Source organism: Micromonospora sp. NPDC048930 (genome assembly GCF_043197935.1).
In the GTDB taxonomy this organism is placed as follows: Bacteria; Actinomycetota; Actinomycetes; order Mycobacteriales; family Micromonosporaceae; genus Micromonospora.
Genome location: NZ_JBICUB010000001.1, coordinates 475631 through 493889, shown reverse-complemented (window position 1 = coordinate 493889; position 18259 = coordinate 475631). Strand labels below are relative to the sequence as shown.

The 18259-nt window shown below is 72.7% G+C and carries 15 protein-coding genes; 12 read left to right on the top strand and 3 right to left on the bottom strand.

Going from position 1 to position 18259, the window contains the following annotated elements:
* Nucleotides 1-226: 226 nt before the first annotated feature.
* The 6 genes from ACGFI9_RS02400 (at nt 227) to ACGFI9_RS02375 (ending at nt 5909) form a co-directional block, all read left to right on the top strand.
* Nucleotides 227-1048 (top strand): ABC transporter ATP-binding protein, encoded by an 822-nt coding sequence (locus tag ACGFI9_RS02400; RefSeq protein WP_393174019.1) that lies wholly within the window; start codon nt 227-229, stop codon nt 1046-1048.
* Nucleotides 1045-1761, top strand: a complete 717-nt coding sequence (locus ACGFI9_RS02395) for an ABC transporter ATP-binding protein (protein ID WP_393174017.1) — start codon at nt 1045-1047, stop codon at nt 1759-1761. Before ACGFI9_RS02400 ends, ACGFI9_RS02395 begins: the two co-directional genes overlap by 4 nt.
* A gap of 27 nt (nt 1762-1788) precedes the next feature.
* Nucleotides 1789-2667 (top strand): branched-chain amino acid ABC transporter permease, encoded by an 879-nt coding sequence (locus tag ACGFI9_RS02390; protein ID WP_393174015.1) that lies wholly within the window; start codon nt 1789-1791, stop codon nt 2665-2667.
* Nucleotides 2664-3803 carry a branched-chain amino acid ABC transporter permease gene (locus ACGFI9_RS02385; protein WP_393174013.1) on the top strand — a complete coding sequence of 380 codons (1140 nt, stop codon included), beginning with the start codon at nt 2664-2666 and terminating at the stop codon, nt 3801-3803. Before ACGFI9_RS02390 ends, ACGFI9_RS02385 begins: the two co-directional genes overlap by 4 nt.
* 52 nt (nt 3804-3855) lie before the next feature.
* Nucleotides 3856-5127, top strand: a complete 1272-nt coding sequence (locus tag ACGFI9_RS02380; protein WP_393174011.1) for an ABC transporter substrate-binding protein — start codon at nt 3856-3858, stop codon at nt 5125-5127.
* A 155-nt stretch (nt 5128-5282) separates the two neighbouring features.
* Nucleotides 5283-5909, top strand: a complete 627-nt coding sequence (locus ACGFI9_RS02375) for a TetR/AcrR family transcriptional regulator (protein ID WP_393174009.1) — start codon at nt 5283-5285, stop codon at nt 5907-5909.
* A 64-nt stretch (nt 5910-5973) separates the two neighbouring features.
* Here ACGFI9_RS02375 and ACGFI9_RS02370 read toward each other — a convergent pair whose 3' ends face one another.
* On the bottom strand, nt 5974-6393 hold the full coding sequence (locus ACGFI9_RS02370; protein ID WP_393174007.1) for a MarR family winged helix-turn-helix transcriptional regulator: 420 nt from the start codon (nt 6391-6393) through the stop codon (nt 5974-5976).
* A gap of 80 nt (nt 6394-6473) precedes the next feature.
* On the opposite strand from ACGFI9_RS02370, the gene ACGFI9_RS02365 reads away from it, so the two are divergent.
* The 3 genes from ACGFI9_RS02365 to ACGFI9_RS02355 all read left to right on the top strand — a co-directional run bounded on the left by ACGFI9_RS02365 (nt 6474) and on the right by ACGFI9_RS02355 (nt 9730).
* Nucleotides 6474-8267, top strand: a complete 1794-nt coding sequence (locus ACGFI9_RS02365; protein ID WP_393174005.1) for an ABC transporter ATP-binding protein — start codon at nt 6474-6476, stop codon at nt 8265-8267.
* Between the two features lie 102 nt (nt 8268-8369).
* Nucleotides 8370-9056, top strand: a complete 687-nt coding sequence (locus tag ACGFI9_RS02360; RefSeq protein WP_393174003.1) for a VOC family protein — start codon at nt 8370-8372, stop codon at nt 9054-9056.
* Nucleotides 9057-9169: 113 nt separating this feature from the next.
* On the top strand, nt 9170-9730 hold the full coding sequence (locus ACGFI9_RS02355; protein WP_393174001.1) for a M23 family metallopeptidase: 561 nt from the start codon (nt 9170-9172) through the stop codon (nt 9728-9730).
* A gap of 9 nt (nt 9731-9739) precedes the next feature.
* Here ACGFI9_RS02355 and ACGFI9_RS02350 read toward each other — a convergent pair whose 3' ends face one another.
* On the bottom strand, nt 9740-10780 hold the full coding sequence (locus ACGFI9_RS02350) for a hypothetical protein (protein ID WP_393173999.1): 1041 nt from the start codon (nt 10778-10780) through the stop codon (nt 9740-9742).
* A 215-nt stretch (nt 10781-10995) separates the two neighbouring features.
* On the opposite strand from ACGFI9_RS02350, the gene pglW reads away from it, so the two are divergent.
* A complete protein-coding gene (gene pglW / locus ACGFI9_RS02345) occupies nt 10996-15423 on the top strand; it encodes a BREX system serine/threonine kinase PglW (protein WP_393173997.1) in 4428 nt (1475 codons plus the stop codon).
* Between the two features lie 144 nt (nt 15424-15567).
* On the opposite strand, the gene ACGFI9_RS02340 is transcribed toward pglW, so the two are convergent.
* Complete coding sequence (locus ACGFI9_RS02340; protein ID WP_393173995.1) at nt 15568-16107, bottom strand: hypothetical protein; 540 nt, start codon at nt 16105-16107, stop codon at nt 15568-15570.
* Between the two features lie 60 nt (nt 16108-16167).
* Between ACGFI9_RS02340 and brig1 the strand changes: the two genes are divergently transcribed.
* Both brig1 and ACGFI9_RS02330 read left to right on the top strand, forming a co-directional pair.
* Complete coding sequence (brig1, locus tag ACGFI9_RS02335; protein WP_393173993.1) at nt 16168-17052, top strand: anti-phage DNA glycosylase Brig1; 885 nt, start codon at nt 16168-16170, stop codon at nt 17050-17052.
* Complete coding sequence (locus tag ACGFI9_RS02330; protein WP_393173991.1) at nt 17049-17960, top strand: hypothetical protein; 912 nt, start codon at nt 17049-17051, stop codon at nt 17958-17960. The genes brig1 and ACGFI9_RS02330 overlap by 4 nt, the downstream gene beginning before the upstream one ends.
* Nucleotides 17961-18259 lie beyond the last annotated feature (299 nt).

The window sequence follows — 18259 nt, the reverse complement described above, 5'->3', positions numbered from 1 at the left end:
CAGGGCCCCTCATCCCTGCACAGCGAGTGCAATAGTCGCCGCCGGTGAGCCGCCGGGACGTCGGCGCGGGCGCAACCGTTCTCGCCGGACCTGCGGTGTTGCGGTGCCGCAACGAAGGCATTGACGAACTCTTCTTGAAAAGTACACTCCCGGTGTAATAACCGTCCCATGCTTCGCCCGAGTCGCACCGCGCACCCCCGACGCCGCGTCCTTCCGCGAGGTGAAGATGAGCCCACCACCCGTCCCCGAGGACGGCATCGACCTGGCGCTGCACCACGTCGGGGTGCGGTTCGGCGGGCTGGTCGCCCTCGACGACGTCTCGCTGCGTGTGCCGCCCGGCCGGATCGTCGGGGTGATCGGTCCCAACGGCTCCGGGAAGACCACCCTGTTCAACGTGGTCTGCGGCTTCGTCGCCCCGGCCGGGGGTGCGCTCACGCTGGACGGCCGGCCGTTCCGGCCGCGCCCGCACCGGCTGACCCACCTCGGCATCGCCCGTACGCTCCAGGGCGTCGGCCTGTTCCCCGGCCTCACCGTGCTGGAGAACGTGCTGGCCGGCGCGAGCCACGCCGCCCGGGCCGGCTTCGCGTCCGCCCTGTTCGGCCTGCCCCGCAGCGACCGCGACGAGCGGCGGCTCCGCGGGCAGGCCCTCGACCTCCTCGCCGAGCTGGGCGTCGGACAGCACGCCGCCGCGGCCCCGCTCACCCTGCCGTACGCCGTGCGCAAGCGGGTCGCCCTGGCCCGGGCCCTGATCGCCCGGCCCCGCCTGCTCCTGCTCGACGAGCCGGCCGGCGGGTTGGGCGCGGACGACGTCGCCGAGCTGGGCGAGCTGGTCAGGACGCTGCCCGGGCGGGCCGGCGATCCCTGCTCGGTCATGCTCGTCGAGCACCACATGGATCTGGTCATGTCCGTCTGCCACGAGATCGTGGTGCTCGACTTCGGCCGGGTCATCGCCGCCGGCACCCCCGACCAGGTGCGCGACGACCCCCGGGTGACCGAGGCGTACCTGGGCGCCGACGTGCCGGCCCAGCCGACGGGGGCCGGGTCGTGACCGCCATCCTGGAGGTGGACGCGGTCAGCGCCGGCTACGGCCCGGTGCCGGTGCTGCGGGACGTGACGTTCCAGGTGCCGGCCGGGACCATCGCCGCCGTGCTGGGCGCCAACGGCGCCGGGAAGACCACCCTGCTGCGTACCCTGTCCGGGCTGCTCCGGCCCACCGGCGGCCGCATCCGCTTCGACGGCGCCGACCTGCGCGGCGTCCGGGTGGAACGCCTGGTCCGGCGGGGCCTCGCCCACGTGCCCGAGGGGCGCGGCGTGGTGGCCGAGCTGACCGTGGAGGAGAACCTGCGCCTCGGCGGGCTCTGGCGGCGCGACCGGGCCGACGCCCGGCGGGCCCAGGACGAGGTCTACCAGCTCTTCCCGGCCCTGGCCCGGCGCCGTCGGCACGCCGGGCACCAGCTCTCCGGCGGGGAGCGGCAGATGCTCGCCCTCGGCCGGGCGCTGATCGCCCGCCCCCGGCTGCTGCTGCTCGACGAGCCGTCGCTCGGCCTCGCCCCCCGGGTGACCGCGCAGATCATGGCCCTGCTGCGGCAGCTCTGCGACGGCCGCGGGCTGACCGTGCTGCTGGTCGAGCAGAACGTCCGCAGCGCCCTCTCGGTCGCCGACCAGGGGGTGGTGATGTCGCTCGGCCGGGTGGTCGCCGACACTCCGGCGGCCCAGCTGCGCGACGACGACCAGCTCCGGCACGCGTACCTCGGGTTCTGACAGCCCCCACGCAGGAAGGATCCGCGGTTGGACCGGTTCTTGTTCCTCACCTTCGACGGGCTGTCCACCGGCGCCGTCTACGCCGCGTTCGCCCTCGCCCTGGTGCTCATCTGGCGGGCGGCCCGGCTGGTCAACTTCGCCCAGGGGGCGATGGCCGTGGCCACCGCGTACGTCGGTTACGCGGTCGTCTCCGCCACCGGGTCGTACTGGCTGGGCCTGGGCGCCGCCGTCCTGGCCGGCCTGGCCCTGGGCGCGCTGGTGGAACGGGTGCTGATGCGGTTCGTCGGGCACGCCAACCCGCTCAACGACGTGATCGTCGCGCTCGGCCTGGTGCTGCTGATCCAGGCGGTGCTCGGCATGGTCTTCGGCAACGGCTACCGGCCGGCGGCCGCGCCCTTCGACACCGACGCGCTCACCGTCGGCGGGATCGCCGCGCTGTCCCCGTACGACCTCTGGGTGCTCGGCGCGGTGCTGGCGGTGGTGGTGCTGCTGGCGCTGCTGTTCACCCGGACGCCGGTCGGGCTGCGGATGCGGGCGTCCGCGTTCGCGCCCGAGGTGTCCCGGCTGCTCGGCGTCGAGGTCGGCCGGATGCTCACGCTGGGCTGGGCGCTGGCCGCCGCGGTCGGCGCCCTCGCCGGCATGCTGGTGATCCCCACCGGGCTCGGACTGCACCCGCACGCGATGGACCTGGTCTTCGTCGTCGCGTTCACCGCCGCCGTGGTCGGCGGCCTGGACAGTCCCGCCGGGGCGGTGGTCGGCGGCCTGCTGGTCGGCCTGATCCTGTCGTACGTCACCGGCTACCTCGGCCCGGACACCACGCCGCTGGCCATCCTCGCCCTGCTGCTGGCGGTCCTCCTGGTCCGCCCCGGCGGGCTCTTCTCCAGCGCGAGAGCGAGGCACGTATGACCGCCACCCGGTCCGAGACGTCCGCCGTGGACGGGCGGCCCGCCGGTGCCGCGGCGCTGCGCCGGTTGCTGCCCGGACCGCCCGGCGCCACCGGGGCGGCCGGCTCCACCCTGCTGCGCCACCTGGCCGTCGCGGTGCTCGCCGGCACCCTGGTCGTGCTGGTCACCAACCAGCTCGCGCCGTACCAGAACCTCCAGGTGGCCCGGGCCTGTGCGTTCCTCTGCGTCACCGCCGGCTACACGGTCCTGGTCGGGCTCAACGGCCAGCTCTCCCTCGGGCACGGGGCGCTGATGGCGACCGGCGCCTACACCGTGGCCCTGGTGCAGCAGGGCTTCGACGAGCGGGGGGTGCAGGGCCGCTGGATCCTGCCGCTGGCGCTGCTGGCCGCCGTCGCGGTGACCGCACTGGCCGGGCTGGTGATCGGGCTGGCCGCGGCCCGGCTGCGCGGCCCGTACCTGGCCGGCGTGACCCTGACCGTGGCGACGCTGGTGCCGGCGATCACCACGATCTTCACCGGGGTGTTCAACGGCGAGCAGGGGTTGCGTTTCCCCGCCGAGACGCCGCCGGCGTTCCTCGGGGCGTACTTCCAGCCGGAACGGTGGCTGGCCTGGATCGCGCTGCTCGCCGCGCTGGTGACCGTGCTGCTGATGGCCAACCTGGTGCGCAGCCGGTTCGGCCGGTCGCTGCGCGCGGTCCGGGACGACGAGGTGGCCGCCCGGCTCGCCGGCATCCACGTCGCCGGCATCCGGGTGCTCGCCTTCGTGGTCAGCGCCGGCTGCGCCGGCCTGGGCGGCGGCGTGTACGCGGTGCTCACCGCCACCGTCGCCCCGGGCAAGTTCGCCCTCGACCTGTCGCTGTTCCTGCTGATGGCGATCGTCATCGGCGGCCTGGGCAGCCTCGCCGGCGCGGTCTGGGGAGCGGTCCTGCTGGTGGCGCTCCAGGACCTGCCCAGCCTGCTCACCGAGACCTTCAGCCTGCCGCCGGGCCTGGCCCAGCGGCTGGAGGGCAACCTCGCCCTGGCCGTGTTCGGCCTGATCCTCATCGTCGTCATGCTCGTCGCCCCGGGCGGCCTCCAGGGCGCCGTCCGCACCCTCGCCGGCCGGCTGCGGCCCCGCCGCCGGGCGTCGAGCCCCTGACCCACCCCGGTTCCACCCACCCGATCGCCCCGCCGTACCGGATTGGAGAACCATGCATCCCACCGCCCGTCGCGTCCTCGCGGCCGCCGCCGGCCTCACCCTGCTGATCGGCGCCTCGGCCTGCGCCGACGACGAACAGCAGGCGGCCGAGAACGTCCCCGGCGTCACCGACACCGAGATCGTCATCGGCACCCACCAACCGCTCACCGGCCCCGCCGCGCCCGGCTACTCGAAGATCTCCGCCGCCGCCAAGGCGTACTTCGAGCACGTCAACAGCAAGGGCGGGGTGAACGGCCGGAAGATCGTCTACAAGGTCATGGACGACGGCTACAACCCCGCCAACACCGAGAACGTGGTCCGCAAGCTGGTGCTCGACGACAAGGTCTTCGCGCTCCTCGGCGGGCTGGGCACCCCGACCCACACCAACGTGCTGGAGTTCGTGAAGGCCCAGAAGGTGCCCGACCTGTTCGTCTCCTCCGGCAGCCGGAACTGGAACCAGCCGGACAAGTACCCGACCACGTTCGGCTGGCAGCCCGACTACACGGTCGAGGGAAAGATCCTGGCCAGCTTCGTGAAGCAGCAGTTCCCCGGCAGCAAGGTGTGCCACTTCGGGCAGAACGACGACTTCGGCCGGGACTCGCTGGCCGGGGTCGAGAAGATCCTCGGACCGGTGGCCGCGAAGCAGACGTACACCACCACCAACCCGCAGGTCGGGCCGGCGATCGGGGCGCTGAAGGCGGCCGGGTGCCAGGTGGTGATCTCCGCGAGCATTCCCGGCTTCACCGCGCTGGCCATGGGCCAGGCGGCCGGGCAGGGGTTCCGGGCGCAGTGGGTGGTGTCCAACGTGGGCGCCGACTACACCACCCTCGCCAACCAGCTCGGGGACAAGAAGGTGATCCTCGAAGGCATGATCGCCGACAACTACCTGCCGATGGCGGGCGACACGGCCAACCCCTGGATCCAGGAGTTCACCAAGATCCACCAGAAGTGGAACGCGGCCAACCCGCTCGACGGCAACGCCATCTACGCCTACTCCATGGCGTACACGTTCGTGCAGGCGCTGCTCGCCGCCGGCAAGGACCTGACCCGGGAGAAGCTGGTCGACGCGGTGGAGAAGGGCGGCTTCCGGGGGCCGGGCCTCACCCCGTTCCGGTACCGCGCCGACGTGCACGCCGGATACAGCGGGGTGCGGCTGAACAAGGTCCAGAACGGCGCGCAGACGTACTTCGGGCCGACGTGGACCACCGACGACGGTGACGGCGCGGTCACCGAGTTCACCGAGCCGCCGGCCGCCCCGCCGGCGGACGCGATCCCGACGACCTGACCCGCCGCGGGTCCGCCGGGCGGCCGTCACGACGGTGACGGCCGCCCGGGCGCGTGGACGCCGGTGCCGCGTACGTAGAGTTCATGTCTCCGGCGCGACCTGCCTTCGCCGAGCGGGGCCGGCGCCGGCCGGACCGACGCACAGGGGGCCGTTCGATGATCGAAGTGGACACCGACACGCCGGCCCGGGTGGACGGTCGGGCGGCGCGGGCCGAGCGCACCCGGGGCGCGATCGTCGAGGCGCACCTGGCGCTGATCGACGAGGGTGACCTCCGGCCCACCGGCGAGCGCATCGCCGAACGGGCCGGGGTGTCCCTGCGCACCCTGTGGACCAACTTCAAGGACATGGAGACCCTGTTCGCCGCGACCGGCCAGCTGGTCGGCGAGCGACTTGACGCGCTCTGGCGGCCGATCCCGCCGGAGCTGCCGCTCACCCGGCGGATCAGCGAGTTCTGCGACCAGCGGGCCCGGATGCTCGAGGTGCTGGCGCCCTCGGCGCGCGCCTCGGCGCTGCGGGAGCCCTTCTCGCCGCAGCTGCGGCGCAACCGGGAGGCGGCGATCGCCCGGGTCCGGCGGGAGATCGAGCTGGCGTTCGACCCGGAGCTGGCCCACGCGGGGGAGGGGCGCGAACAGCTGCTGGACGCGCTGACGGTGGCCTGCACCTGGGCGGCCTGGGCGATGATGCGCGACGCGATGGGCCTCGACGTCGAGGCCGCCCGGGCCACCCTGGCGCGCACCCTCGGCGCGCTGCTCGTCGACGCCATCGCCGCCGGCCTGCGCTGATCCGCCGGCCGGTACTCACCCCTCGGGCCTGCGCCGCACGCCGGGTGGTCCGTAGCGCTGGCGCTCAGTCGTCGCGCAGGCGGCGCAGGATCCGGCCCAGCTCGGCCCGGTCGTCCGGGTCGAGGTCACCGAAGAAGCGGTCCGCCTCGGCGGCCCGCGCGACGCGGATGGCCTCGCCGACCCGGGAGCCCTCGCCGGTGAGCGCGACCAGGGTCGCCCGCCGGTCGGCGGGATCCGGCCGTCGCTCGATCAGCCCCCGCTCCTCCAGCCCGTCGACCACCTCGGTGGCCGAGCGGGGCGCGATGTGCAGGTGATCGGCGAGCGCGCTGAGCCGCAGCGGGCCGTGCCGCAGCAGCACGGCGAGCGCCCGGGCGTGCCCCGGGTTGATCTCCCACGGTTCGAGGGTGCGCTTGGCCTGGTGGCGCAGCCGCCGGGCGACCGCCCAGAAGGTCTCGGCCAGGCTCTCCTCGTCGCTGTCGGTCACCGGAATACGGTAGCAGCCATTCCTGTTGCTACCTCATGATGAGGTAACCTCAGCAATGTTCCCGACGAAAGAGGCATCCCTTGGACGGATTCCGAGACGGCCGCGGCGGCGGCCACCGCCCCCTCACCCCCGCCGAGAAGGCGCAGGCCCGCACGGTTCCGCTGCGCCGGGTCGGCGGGCTCTTCGCCGCCCACCGCGGCCGGTTGACCGCCGTCGTGGCGATCATCGTGGCGTCGTCGGTGCTGGGAATGGCGTCGCCGTTCCTGCTGCGTACCGTGATCGACCGGGCCCTGCCGGAGCGCGACCTGACCCTGCTGGCCTGGCTGGTCGCCGGCATGGTGGGGGTGGCCGCGGTGACCGCCGTGCTCGGCGTGGCCCAGACCTGGATCTCCACCCGGGTCGGTCAGGAGGTGATGCACCGGCTGCGCACCGACGTCTTCACCCACCTCCAGCGGCAGTCGATCGGCTTCTTCGTCCGCACCCGCACCGGTGAGGTGCAGTCGCGCATCACCAACGACATCGGCGGCATGCAAGCGGTGGTCACCTCCACCGCCACCTCGATCGCGGCCAACCTCACCACCGTGGTCGCTACGGCGATCGCCATGGTGGCGCTGAGCTGGCGGCTCTCCCTCGTGTCGGTGGTCGTGCTGCCGCCGGCCATCTGGCTGACCCGCCGGGTCGCCCGGCTGCGCCGGGAGATCACCGCGCAGCGCCAGCGGGAGCTGGCCGACCTCAACGTGGTCATCGAGGAGGGGCTGTCGATCAGCGGAGTGCAGCTCGCCAAGACCCTCGGCGCCGGGGCGGCGCTGGTCGACCGGTTCACCGCCTCCTCGTCCCGCCTGGTCGACCTGGAGCTGCGCTCCGAACTGGCCGGCCGCTGGCGGATGGCCGCCATGACGGTGATCTTCGCCGCGATTCCCGCCGTCATCTACCTCGGCGCCGGCCTACCCGGCACCGCCGGCACCCTCACCATCGGCACCCTGGTCGCCTTCACCGCTCTGCAGGGCAACCTGTTCCGGCCGCTCATGGGCCTGCTCAACGTGGGCGTCTCGCTGACCGCCTCGCTGGCGCTGTTCGCCCGGATCTTCGAATACCTGGACCTGCCCGTCGAGGTGGCCGACCCGCCCCGGCCGGTGCCGCTCGACCCGGCGCGGGTCCGCGGCCACCTGCGCTTCGAGGACGTCACCTTCAGCCACCCGGGCAGTGACACCGCCACGGTGGCCGGGATCAACCTGGACGTCCCGGCCGGCACCAGCCTGGCCCTGGTGGGGGAGACGGGCTCCGGCAAGAGCACCCTGGCGGCGCTGATCAGCCGGCTGCACGATCCCGACGCCGGCCGGATCACCATCGACGGCGTCGACCTGCGCGACCTGCGCCTGACCGACCTGGCCGCCGTCGTGGGCGTGGTCGGCCAGGAGACCTACCTGCTGCACGCCACCGTGCGGGAGAACCTCCGGTACGCGCGGCGGGACGCCACCGACGCCGAGATCGAGGCCGCCGCGCGCGCCGCGCAGATCCACCACCTGATCGCCGCGCTCCCCGACGGGTACGACACGATGGTCGGCTCCCGCGGCCACCGCTTCTCCGGTGGCGAGAAACAGCGCCTGGCCATCGCCCGGACGCTGCTGCGCGACCCGCGGATCCTGGTGCTGGACGAGGCGACCAGCGCGCTGGACACCGAGACCGAACGCGCGGTGCAGCGCGCCTTCGACGAGCTGGCCCACGGCCGGACCGTGGTGACCATCGCGCACCGGCTCTCCACCGTCCGCGACGCCGACCAGATCGCCGTACTGGACCACGGCCGGATCGTCGAGTCCGGCACCCACCAGAGCCTGCTCGACCGCGCCGGCCGGTACGCGTCGCTCGCCGCCTGACCGTGGGTGCCGCTGGTCCTCGGGGTGCGGCGGGGCTTCTACCGGAAAAACACCCGATCTCCAAGACATGATTTACAGGTCCACCATGGGTACAGTTGCGCGGTGCATAACGGAGTGCAGGCGCAGGTGCCGGTGCTGTACGTCGCGGACGTCGACAGCACCCGGCGCTTCTACGAGACGTTCGGCTACTCCGAGGTGCGCACCGGGGGCGATGGCGCCTCCCGCTGGTCACATCTACGGTGCGGCGAGCTGACCATGCTGCTGGCGGAGGTGAAGCCCCGCCTGATCACCGTCGAGTTGCCCCTGCACATCTACCTCTACGTCGACGACCTCGCCGCCACCATGAAGCGGCTGACCGCCGCCGGGTACGCCGTCGAGCGGGCCGGCCGCCCCGAGCACGCCCCCGGTGGCGAGTGCCGCACCACCGACCCCGACGGCAACGTGGTCGTCTTCGGGCAGCGCCGGGCGGTGCCCGAGCAGGCCCGGGACGCGGACGCCGGCAAGGAGGCCCGGTTCTCGCTGATCCGCGAGGCGGCCAAGGTGGTCCGGCGGTCCGACGGCGCGCCCGCCCGCTGCCAGATCGGCGGCCCGCGCGGCGACGCCTGCCCCGAGCCGGCCGAGGTGAAGCTCGCCGACTCCTGGGGCGACACCGTGTGGGGCTGCATGGCCCACGCGGACGAGGCGCTGCTCAACGCCCGCGGGGCGTTCCTGGCCACCGAGGACGGGTCGGGGCTGGCCGCCTTCCTGCGTAACCGCCGCTCGCAGCCGGAGCAGGTGCCGCAGCGCTGACCGGCGCCCGGATGTAGGAAAGCTTCGGTCAGCCAACCATGCACGAAGGTCTTTACCTTCCCCCGCGGCCACCCATAGCATCGATATGCATCGCTCGCTAGGGAGGGGGACCGATGACCGTGACGCTCACCGGGGCTCGGTGGCGCTTGCTCGCGCTGCTCACCACGGCGGTCGTGGCCGCCGGGACGCTGCTCGGGGCGCAACCCGCGCAGGCTGCCCGTCCGGCCTTCAAGATGCCGTTCCTGTGTGGCCAGACCTGGCAGGGCAACAACTGGAACGGGCACAGCCCGGCCCACTCCATCGACTGGAACCACTACGACGCCAACGGCAACCCCGACGACTACGGTCGCCGGGTCCTCGCCAGCGCCGGCGGTACGGTGCTCGAGTCGTACTACTCGACGACCACCGGCTACGGCAACACCATCGTCATCGGGCACGGCGACGGCTGGCGCACCCGGTACGCCCACCTCAGCGAACGCCTCGTCGCCAAGGGCGACACCGTGAAGCTGGGCACCGTCATCGGCAAGGTCGGCGCCTCCTCGGCGAAGTACGACCTCAGCCCGCACCTGCACTACGAGCAGATCCACGACGGCAGCGTCGTCGTCGCGGTCGTCCAGGGCGTCACCTGGTACGACTACCTCAAGCGCAACCAGACCAGCACCAACAACTGCTGAGCCGCCGGCTCAGGCGCCGGCCGGCCCGGGCTGTTCCGGGTCGCCCGACGCTGTCTCGCCCGGCTGAGCCGGCGTCCTCTCGCCCGGCGGGGCTGGGGCCCTCTCGCCCGGTTGGGCCGGTGCCGGGCGCGGGCCGGTGGCGGAGCGTGGGGACTGCGGGACGGGCGGCGGCAGCAATGGTTCGAGCGGAGTGAACTGCTCCACCGGGGAGTCCGGCGCGGACTGCCGCCGGCGCTGCTCCGCGGCCCGGGGTGGCGCCTCACCCGCGCGCTTGTGCGGCTGATGATCCTCCCGGAGGGCCTCCGGCATGCCAGCCGCCGGCGGCCCGTCCGGCTCCGTGGACTCCGCCGTTTCCCGTGCACGCCGTTCCTCGGCGTACTCGGCGCGCCGCCGGTCCAGGTCGCGCTCGCACTCCAGCGCGATGCGCTGGTCCCAGTACGGCTGGAGCAGTCGGCGGACCCGCTCGTCCAGGTGCACGGACACGTCCGGCTCGCAGGTGAAGCTGACGTCACCGCGTTCGTAGCGCCACGGGAGCGCGTCGTCCCCGGTCAGCGCCTCGTACAGGGCGATCTCCACCTCCCGCGGGCGGTGTGGCGGCGTTTCCCGGGCGCACCGGGCGGCGATCCGCCGCAGCCGCTGGTTCGCCTGCTGCTGGAAGTAGTCGACGTACCAGCCGAACAACTCCGGGCGCGCCGAGTCGGAGGTCCAGGTGAACGTGGCCCGCACCACGAAGCCGTACACCTGGCCCTGCGCCGGCACCAGCAGGGCCGGCGGAACCCGCCGGTCGACGATCGTCACGCTCGGCTGCGGCTCGTCCGACCAGCGGAACTGCGTCAGCACCGGCCGGAGCCTCGGCCACCACTCCTTCGCCCGGTCCCGTGCCTGGTCCCGCAGCTTCGCCGCCCGCTCCTGCCAGCGCCCGCGCCAGCCGTCGGCCGGCCGGACCCCCTGCGGTACGGGTTCGGCGGCCCCGGGCCCGCCGGGGCCGGCCGGCTCGCGGGTGTCGTCCGTCCCGCCGGCGCCGGTGCCGTCGTCGGACGTCCCGGTCATCACACCCCTTCCCGTGGCAGCGGCCATCCGGCCCGGGGCGTGGCGGTGCGCCGCGCGACCCGGGCGGTCGGGTGAGGGGTGTTGCCGAACCGCCGACGACGGATCGTCGTTCCACGCTAACAAGGCCAACCGGCGGCGGTCGACAGCCGCGCGGGCGGGGCTGCCCAGCCTGGCGGGCACCGGGGCGCGGGCGGAGTGGGCCTAGGATCTCCGTCATGCAGGAAGGCCGGTGGACGACGATCACCCCGTCGCAGTTCACGCATGAGCGGGAGGCGCTCGCGCACGTCCAGGCGCTGCTGCCGGACAGCGAGCCTTACCGGGCCTGGTCGAACTTCACCTTCACCGCCCAGACCGGCCACCCCTACGAGGTCGACCTGCTGGTGGCGGGCCCGGGCGGGCTCTACCTGATCGAGATCAAGAGCCTGACTGGCCAGCTGGTGTCCAGCGGCTCCAACTGGATCCTCTCCAGTCCGCACGGCACGCGGACCTTCGACAACCCGCTGCACCTGGCCGACATGAAGGCCAAGAAGCTCAAGTCCCTGCTCCAGGTCGCCGCCAACCAGCGCAAAGGCGCGCCGGTCAAGGTGCCGTTCGTGCAGGCGGCGGTGTTCCTGTCCAAGCCGGGCCTGCACGTCGGGCTCTCCGACCATCACCTGCACGCCGTCTACGGCCCGGAGCCGGCACCCGGGCACCAGCCCGGACCGCTGCCCACCATCACCTCGCTGCTGCAGCGGCCACCCCAGGACGAGAAACACCGGGTCACCAAGGAGATGTCGGCCGCGCTGCCCGACCTCCTCCACGCCATCGGTATCGCGCGGAGCCGCAAGCACTACGAGATCGGGTCGTGGCAGCTGGAACCGCGTCCGTTCGACCTCGGCCCCACCTGGCAGGACCACCACGCCCGCCACCGTGATCTGGAACGCGAGCACCGCCGGATCCGCATCTACCTGGTCGAGCGGAACGCCGTGCAGGCGGAGCGGGCGAGCATCGAGCGGGCCGCCAAGCGCGAGATGATGGTGCTGCACGGCATCAACCACCCCGGCATCGTGCGGGTCGACTCGATGGAGTCCCACGAGGCCGGGCCGGCACTGATCTTCCGCCACGACCCGCGCGCCCTGCGGCTGGACCACTACATCGCCCAGTACGGCGAGCGGCTCGACCCGCTGGGCCGGCTGGCGATGATCCGGCAGCTCGCGGAGGCGGTCGCGTACGCCCACCGGCGTCGCCTGCACCACCGCGCCCTCTCCGCCCGCAGCGTGCTGGTCACGCCCGGACCGAAGCGGCGCGGGGGCAGCGAGGAGGAGGCGTGGCTGGTTCCCCAGGTGCAGATCAGCGACTGGCAGGCCGCCACCCGGGCCGCCGACTCGGCCGGCGGGAGCAGCGGTGACCCCGTCACCCTCTCCTCCCACGCCGCCTCGCACATCGAGCTCTCCGCTGAGGCGTACCTCGCGCCGGAGCTGACCACGCCCCGGCCGGACCCGGTCGCCATGGACGTGTTCGGGCTGGGCGCCCTGGCGTACCTGATCCTCACCGGTCAACCGCCGGCCGCGAAGCGGCAGGAGCTGCTGTCCCGGATCGCCCGGGACAACGGCCTGCGGCCCTCGTCGGTGACCGACGGGATCAGCGAGTTCGCCGACGAGCTGATCCAGGCGGCCACCGCCCCGGTGCCCGCCCAGCGCCTCACCACGGTCGCCGACTTCGTCGAGATGCTCGAAGAGGTCGAGAACGAGCTGACCGCACCGCCGCCGGCCTCCGTACATCCGGAGGAGCCCGAGCCGGAGGAGCCCGACCCCCTCGAAGCCCGCGGCGGGGACCGGGTCGCCGAGTGGAAGATCAAGAAGCGGCTGGGCACCGGGTCGACCTGCCGCGCCTTCCTCGCCCACAACGAGCGCACCGGCCGGGACGAGGTGCTCAAGGTCGGCCTCTCCGACGAGAAGGCCGCCCGGCTCGCCCACGAGGCCCGGGTGCTCCGGCCGCTCACCGATTCCCGGGTGATCCGGCTGGCCCGGCCGGAACCGCTGCAGATCGCCAACCGTACGGTGATCGTCCTCGAACACGCCGGCGAGCTGACCCTTGCCCGGAAGCTGCGCGACGACGGCCGGCTCACCGTCGACGAGCTGGAGACCTACAGCGACTACCTGTTCGGCGCCCTCGACTACCTGGAGGGCGAGGGCGTCTACCACCGGGACATCAAGCCGGACAACATCGCCGTCCGGGTACGCCCCAACCGCACCCGGCAGCTCGTGCTCTTCGACTTCTCCCTGGCCGGGGTCTCGGTCAAGGAACTCGCCGCCGGCACCCCCCGCTACCTCGACCCGTTCCTCGGCACCGCCAGCCGGCAGGTCTACGACAAGCACGCCGAGTGGTACGCCCTCGCCGTCACGCTGCACGAGATGGCCTCCGGCGAGCTGCCGGTCTGGGGCGACGGCGGCACCGAGCCGCAGCTCACCGAGGGCCCACCCGTGCTGGCCGCCGAGGCGTTCGACCCGGCCGTCCGCGACGAGCTGGTCGACTTCTTCCACCGGGCACTGCACCGCGACCACCGGCGCCGCTTCGCCTCGCTCAAGGACATGCGCGATGCCTGGCAGCAGGTGTTCCGCCGCTCCGACGCCAGCGCCCCGGTCGGCTCCGAACACCCGGAGATCGAGGCCGAGGAGCCGGACGAGAAGGCCGCCGAGCAGGCCCGCGAGGAGGCCGCCGCCAAGGCCACCCGCGCCACCGCCCTGGAGGCCGCCGGGCTCACCCCGCGCGCCGTCTCCGCCGCGCACCGGGTGGACGCCACCACCGTCGGCGAGCTGCTCGCCGTCGGCAACAACACGTTCGCCACGCTCCCCGGCCTCGGCGCAAAGACGCGCAAGGAACTGCAACGCCGGGTCAAGGAGTGGCGCAACCGGCTGGGGGAGCGGGAAACCATCCCCACCTCGCCCGCCGCCCGCAAGGCGGCCACCGCCGAGGTGGCCACCGAGACCACCGCCGGGACCGGCGCCGCCGACCTGGTACGCGTCGGCCTGGACGCGATCGCCACCCTGCTCGTGCCGGCGAAGAATGGCCGCAACACCGCCGAGGTCGAAGCGACCCGGCTGCTGCTGAACCTGCCCGACGAGTCCGGCACGCTGCCGGCGCTGCCACTGTGGCCGCAGCAGCCGCTGGTCGCCGCCGCAGTCGGGGTGACCCCCGGCCGGATCGCCCAGATCCTCGGCAAGCAGCGCAAGCGCTGGCACGACCTGCCCGTGGTGGGCAGCGTGCGTACCCAGATCATCGAGCTGCTCCGCGACGGCGGGCAGGTGATGGGCGCCGCCGAGCTGGCCACCGCGCTGCTGACCAGCCGCGGGTCGGTGCGCACCGGCGACGACCTGCGGCTCGCGGTCGCGGTCGCCGCCGTGCGGGCCGCCGTCGAGATCGACGCCCTCGAGGAGGAGCCGCGCCTGTTGCTGCGCCGGCACGCCCGCGCCGACATCGACGGCAAGCCGCACCCGCGCGGCGACCGCCTCCTCCTCGCCCTCGAAGCGGGCGAGGACGACGCCCCGGACACCCCGGCCGCTCCCGCGCTGCTCGACTACGCCGACGCGCTCGGCAAGGCCGCCGACCGGCTCGCCGCCGCCGAGGTGCTGCCCAGCGCGGCCACGGTCATGCGTACCCTCGCGACGGTGACCGCGCCCGGCGGCGCGGCCGACGTGATCGACGAGCGGCGGCGGGTCCTGCTCGCCGCGGTGGCGTCCGAGCGGGCCGCCGCCACCGCCCGGCTGGAGCTCTACCCGCGCGACCTCGACCCGGTACGGGCGCTGCGGCTCGCCCAGGCCGGCGTCGTGCCCCCGGCGTCCGACAACCAGCGCGCCCTGAGCCCGGAACACGTGCAGCAGCGGGTCTCGGCGCGCTTCCCCGAGCTGGCACCCCTGCCGCCGCACCCGAAGCTGGGCCACCTTCTCGCCGAGGCGGGCTTCGAGCTGCGCTGGGACCGCGGCCACTACCTCCCGCCGCCGCCCCGCGCCGGCTCGTCCTCGATGTCGATCATCCAGCGACGCCCCTCGGCCACCAACGCGCCGAGCCGGTGGGCGGCCGAGTCGCCGGAACTGGCGGCGGCGATGCGGGCCGAGGAGCGGCTGACCGGGGCGAGGTCTGCAGGCGGGTTCCGGGCGCTGACGGTACGCCTCAGCCGCTACGCGCTGGCCCGCGAGGAGCTGGCCCGGCGCTTCGACGCCCGGCCGGTCAGCGTGGCGGCGGTGTTCCTGCGCGAGCTGCGCGGCCTGGTCGACGCGAAGCCCAAGCCCACCTGGGAGACCGTGGTCGGCGCGGACATCGCCGAGCCGGGCTCCCGCGGCGCCATCAAGCTGGGGGAGTACGTCGAGCAGGCGTGGCAGCTCGCCGTGCCGGCGCTGCGGGCGGAGTTGAGCGCCGACGCGGGGCCGGTGCTGCTGCACGACGCGGCGGTGCTGGCGCGGTACCGGGCGATGGAGCGGCTCCACGAGCTGGCCGACGCGGCACGCGCCGGGGCGGGGGACGTCTGGCTGCTCTGCCCGATGGAGGACCCGGGGACACTGCCCAAGCTGGACGGTGCCGTGGTGCGGGTCGGCGACAACGAGTGGATCGCCCTCCCGGACGCCTGGGTCGTCAACGCCCACCGCAGCGCCGTGATCGCCTCATGAGCTTGCCGCCAGCCGATGTGGCACGCGTACGCCGCTGGTGCGACCAGCGCGTGCCGGAAAGCGTCCGCGACCAGGTGCGAGTGGAGAGGTTGGCGGTGATCCCATCGGAGTCTTCTGGGGCTGATCGCGGCCGGGGCGGCGTGACTACCTGATTGGTGCGCCGAAGAGGGAGAGCAACGCGATCTGTTCGGGCGTCAGGCGCAGTGGGGATGCTGCGGTGGGGTTGGGGAAGATCCGAGCAGCGTCCAGATCGGCCCGTCGGATGCTCGTCGCAATGCCAATCTTGACGCCCCGACCGATCAGGGTTTCGAGCAGACGGTGGGCGTCGAAGAGGTAGGCCGCCGACAGTTGCCACTGGTGGTGCCGCACAGCGCCCAGGGGCCGCGGCGGGCCACTGAACACCAGGTAGAAGTCGCAGGGGTGCGGGCTGATGTCCAGCCCGGCGAACGCATCGCCGTAGATCTTCACGTTCACGGTCCGACCGGCGAGCGGACCGGATCGGAAGATGCCGTCGTAGCCGGCCTGGACGGCCGTACCGGCCAGCTCGATGTCGAAGACCTGCGCGGCGATGAACTCGCCGATGTCGCCCGGCCGGGCCGATCGTCCGGTGAGGGCCGCGATCCTGGCATCCAGGTCGTCGCGAGCCCGCAGCAGGGCGGCCAACTGGTGCAACGCCTCGGTCATGAGGTTGATTCTCGGCGCTGGGCACTGGCCTCACCAGTGACACATCGCTAACTTTTCGTCATGACGACCTCCGCACGGCAGCGTGTTGCGGCCTTCTGGGATGTCCACGTCGCAGCGTGGCTCGACGGCGAAGATCACTTACCGCAACGGTTGGAGGACTGGTTCGAATCCTATGTGGGCGTAGGTCCCGGCGAAGTTACCCGCGACGGCTTCCCGGAGCCGTACCACGGCGACCTCCTCGGCCTGGAGCACATGCCGCGGATGGTGGTGCTCGGCCTGAACCCAGGCGAGTTCCGTCCCCGCTACCAGGCGCGGGACGGCATCTTCGCCAAGGAGATCCGTCAGCATGGCTCGTACAGCAGGTGGGCGACGACCTGCCCGTACAACCGGCCGCCCTGGACGCTGCCGCAGGAGATGGGCAAGAACCGGTACTACCAGCAGCGCCTGGAGTTCACCCGTCGGTGGCTCCAGGACCCGAGCGCCGATCATCGCGATCTGCTGATCTTCGAGTGCTACCCGTGGCACTCGAAGGCCATCACGGCACCGCTGAGGCCGCCACCAGAGGTGATCGAGGAGTTCGTGTGGGAGCCGATCGCTGAGCTGCCAGTGCAGGACGTGTTCGCCTTCGGCCGGCCCTGGCATGATCTCGCCCAGGCCCTCGGGCTGAAGGAAACGGGCACGTTGGGATACGGCGGTGCTGACTACGGCTCGGCGATTGCCAGCCGGGCGGTGCGCATCTATTCGCTGCCGTCTGGCCAGCGTCTCGTCGTTGAGTGGCATGCCGGTGCGGCCGGGCCGCCGAGCGCGAAGGAGACCGCCCTCCTCCGCAAGGTTGTTACTGAACAGGGAACCGCCGGCAGCGGACCACCGGCTCCTCGGCCCAGGTCTGCAGCTTCAGTCGAGCCCGCAGCCATAGTCAGCCCGACCGAGGAGCCGTCGCCGTGAACGCCGCCAGCGACACTGTCGCCACCACCAGGCGCGTCGACCAGTTGCGCCAGTACATGACCGAACACGTTCTCGGGCCCTCCGGCGCCTGCGTCTGCCGGAAGCTGGGCAGCTGTCGACGGGCCGTCCTGCTCGACGGTCTTGGCGCACCCCGGCCCGGCGTGGGCTACGCCGCGGGTCAGCTTTCGCATGTCGGCCGGCACTACGACCTCGAGCTGGGCGGGGTACCGAGCCGGATCCTGGTCATCGCCATGGAAACCGCGCGACTACGGGAGGGCGTGACGCTAGAACAGCGGTATGCGGAGGTGATGGAATCCGCGAGGCTGCCGTTCACCCGCCGGAATCCCCACATGAAGGGTGTCGCCAGCGCCCTCCGGCTCGCCGTGGGCCGCGAGCCGGACTCCGACCGCGAAGGGGAGCAGCTCAACCTCGACGGCCTACCGTCACCCGTACACCTCTTCGACGCTTACGCCATGGCGAACCTGCGGCTCTGCTCAGCCACGGTCGGAGAGACGATGAAGTCGTTGAGCAATCCGACCATGAGCCGCAACTGCCTCCCTCACCTGTCAGCGACGATCAAGATCCTCCAGCCGACCTTGTGCATCGTGCAGGGAGTCGAGGTCTACAAGGCACTCACGGCACTCATGAGTTCCCGCCGCCAGCTGGCGCCGCACCTGGAACAAGCGCGACTGGCGGGCGTCGACACGCTCGTCGCGGCATTCACTCACCCCTCCGCGCGAGGTGCCCACCGCTGGGGCGGCCTCACGTACCCGTACCTCCACGAGGCCGTCGCGCCGGCGCTCCGGACCGCACACCGGATAATGACGAGCGGTCCCGCTTCGGCCGATGGTGCTGTGGTGCACCGGCAGCGAACGCCGACGGTCACGAACCGCCAGCCGCTGGGGTAACCGCTCCACCAGTACGGGCGACAGCGAGTCGGTCGCACTGCCGGGTGCCTGTCAACAACGCCCACCGCAGGTCGTCCCGGTGGACCAAGCGGTCCGGATCGGCCATGGCGTACTGTGCGAGCGGGTTCCGCCCACAGCCGATCATCCATTCCACGATGGACGATGTTCGTTGACCAAGCCCAACCGGTCCGATGGGCGGGACCGCTCTGCCCATTCGCGCCGATATTGCAATCGAGGGCCTTGATGGCGGGCCGCATTCCTCTTTACGGTGGACGTCTCACTCGGTTCGCAGCACTTCA

Coding starts and splice junctions, on each gene's coding strand:
- ACGFI9_RS02400 (WP_393174019.1), top strand. CDS start 227: ATGAGCCCACCACCCGTCCCCGAGGACGGCATCGACCTGGCGCTGCAC.
- ACGFI9_RS02350 (WP_393173999.1), bottom strand. CDS start 10,780: ATGACCGGGACGTCCGACGACGGCACCGGCGCCGGCGGGACGGACGAC.
- pglW (WP_393173997.1), top strand. CDS start 10,996: ATGCAGGAAGGCCGGTGGACGACGATCACCCCGTCGCAGTTCACGCAT.
- ACGFI9_RS02375 (WP_393174009.1), top strand. CDS start 5,283: ATGATCGAAGTGGACACCGACACGCCGGCCCGGGTGGACGGTCGGGCG.
- ACGFI9_RS02385 (WP_393174013.1), top strand. CDS start 2,664: ATGACCGCCACCCGGTCCGAGACGTCCGCCGTGGACGGGCGGCCCGCC.
- ACGFI9_RS02340 (WP_393173995.1), bottom strand. CDS start 16,107: ATGACCGAGGCGTTGCACCAGTTGGCCGCCCTGCTGCGGGCTCGCGAC.
- brig1 (WP_393173993.1), top strand. CDS start 16,168: ATGACGACCTCCGCACGGCAGCGTGTTGCGGCCTTCTGGGATGTCCAC.
- ACGFI9_RS02380 (WP_393174011.1), top strand. CDS start 3,856: ATGCATCCCACCGCCCGTCGCGTCCTCGCGGCCGCCGCCGGCCTCACC.
- ACGFI9_RS02355 (WP_393174001.1), top strand. CDS start 9,170: ATGACCGTGACGCTCACCGGGGCTCGGTGGCGCTTGCTCGCGCTGCTC.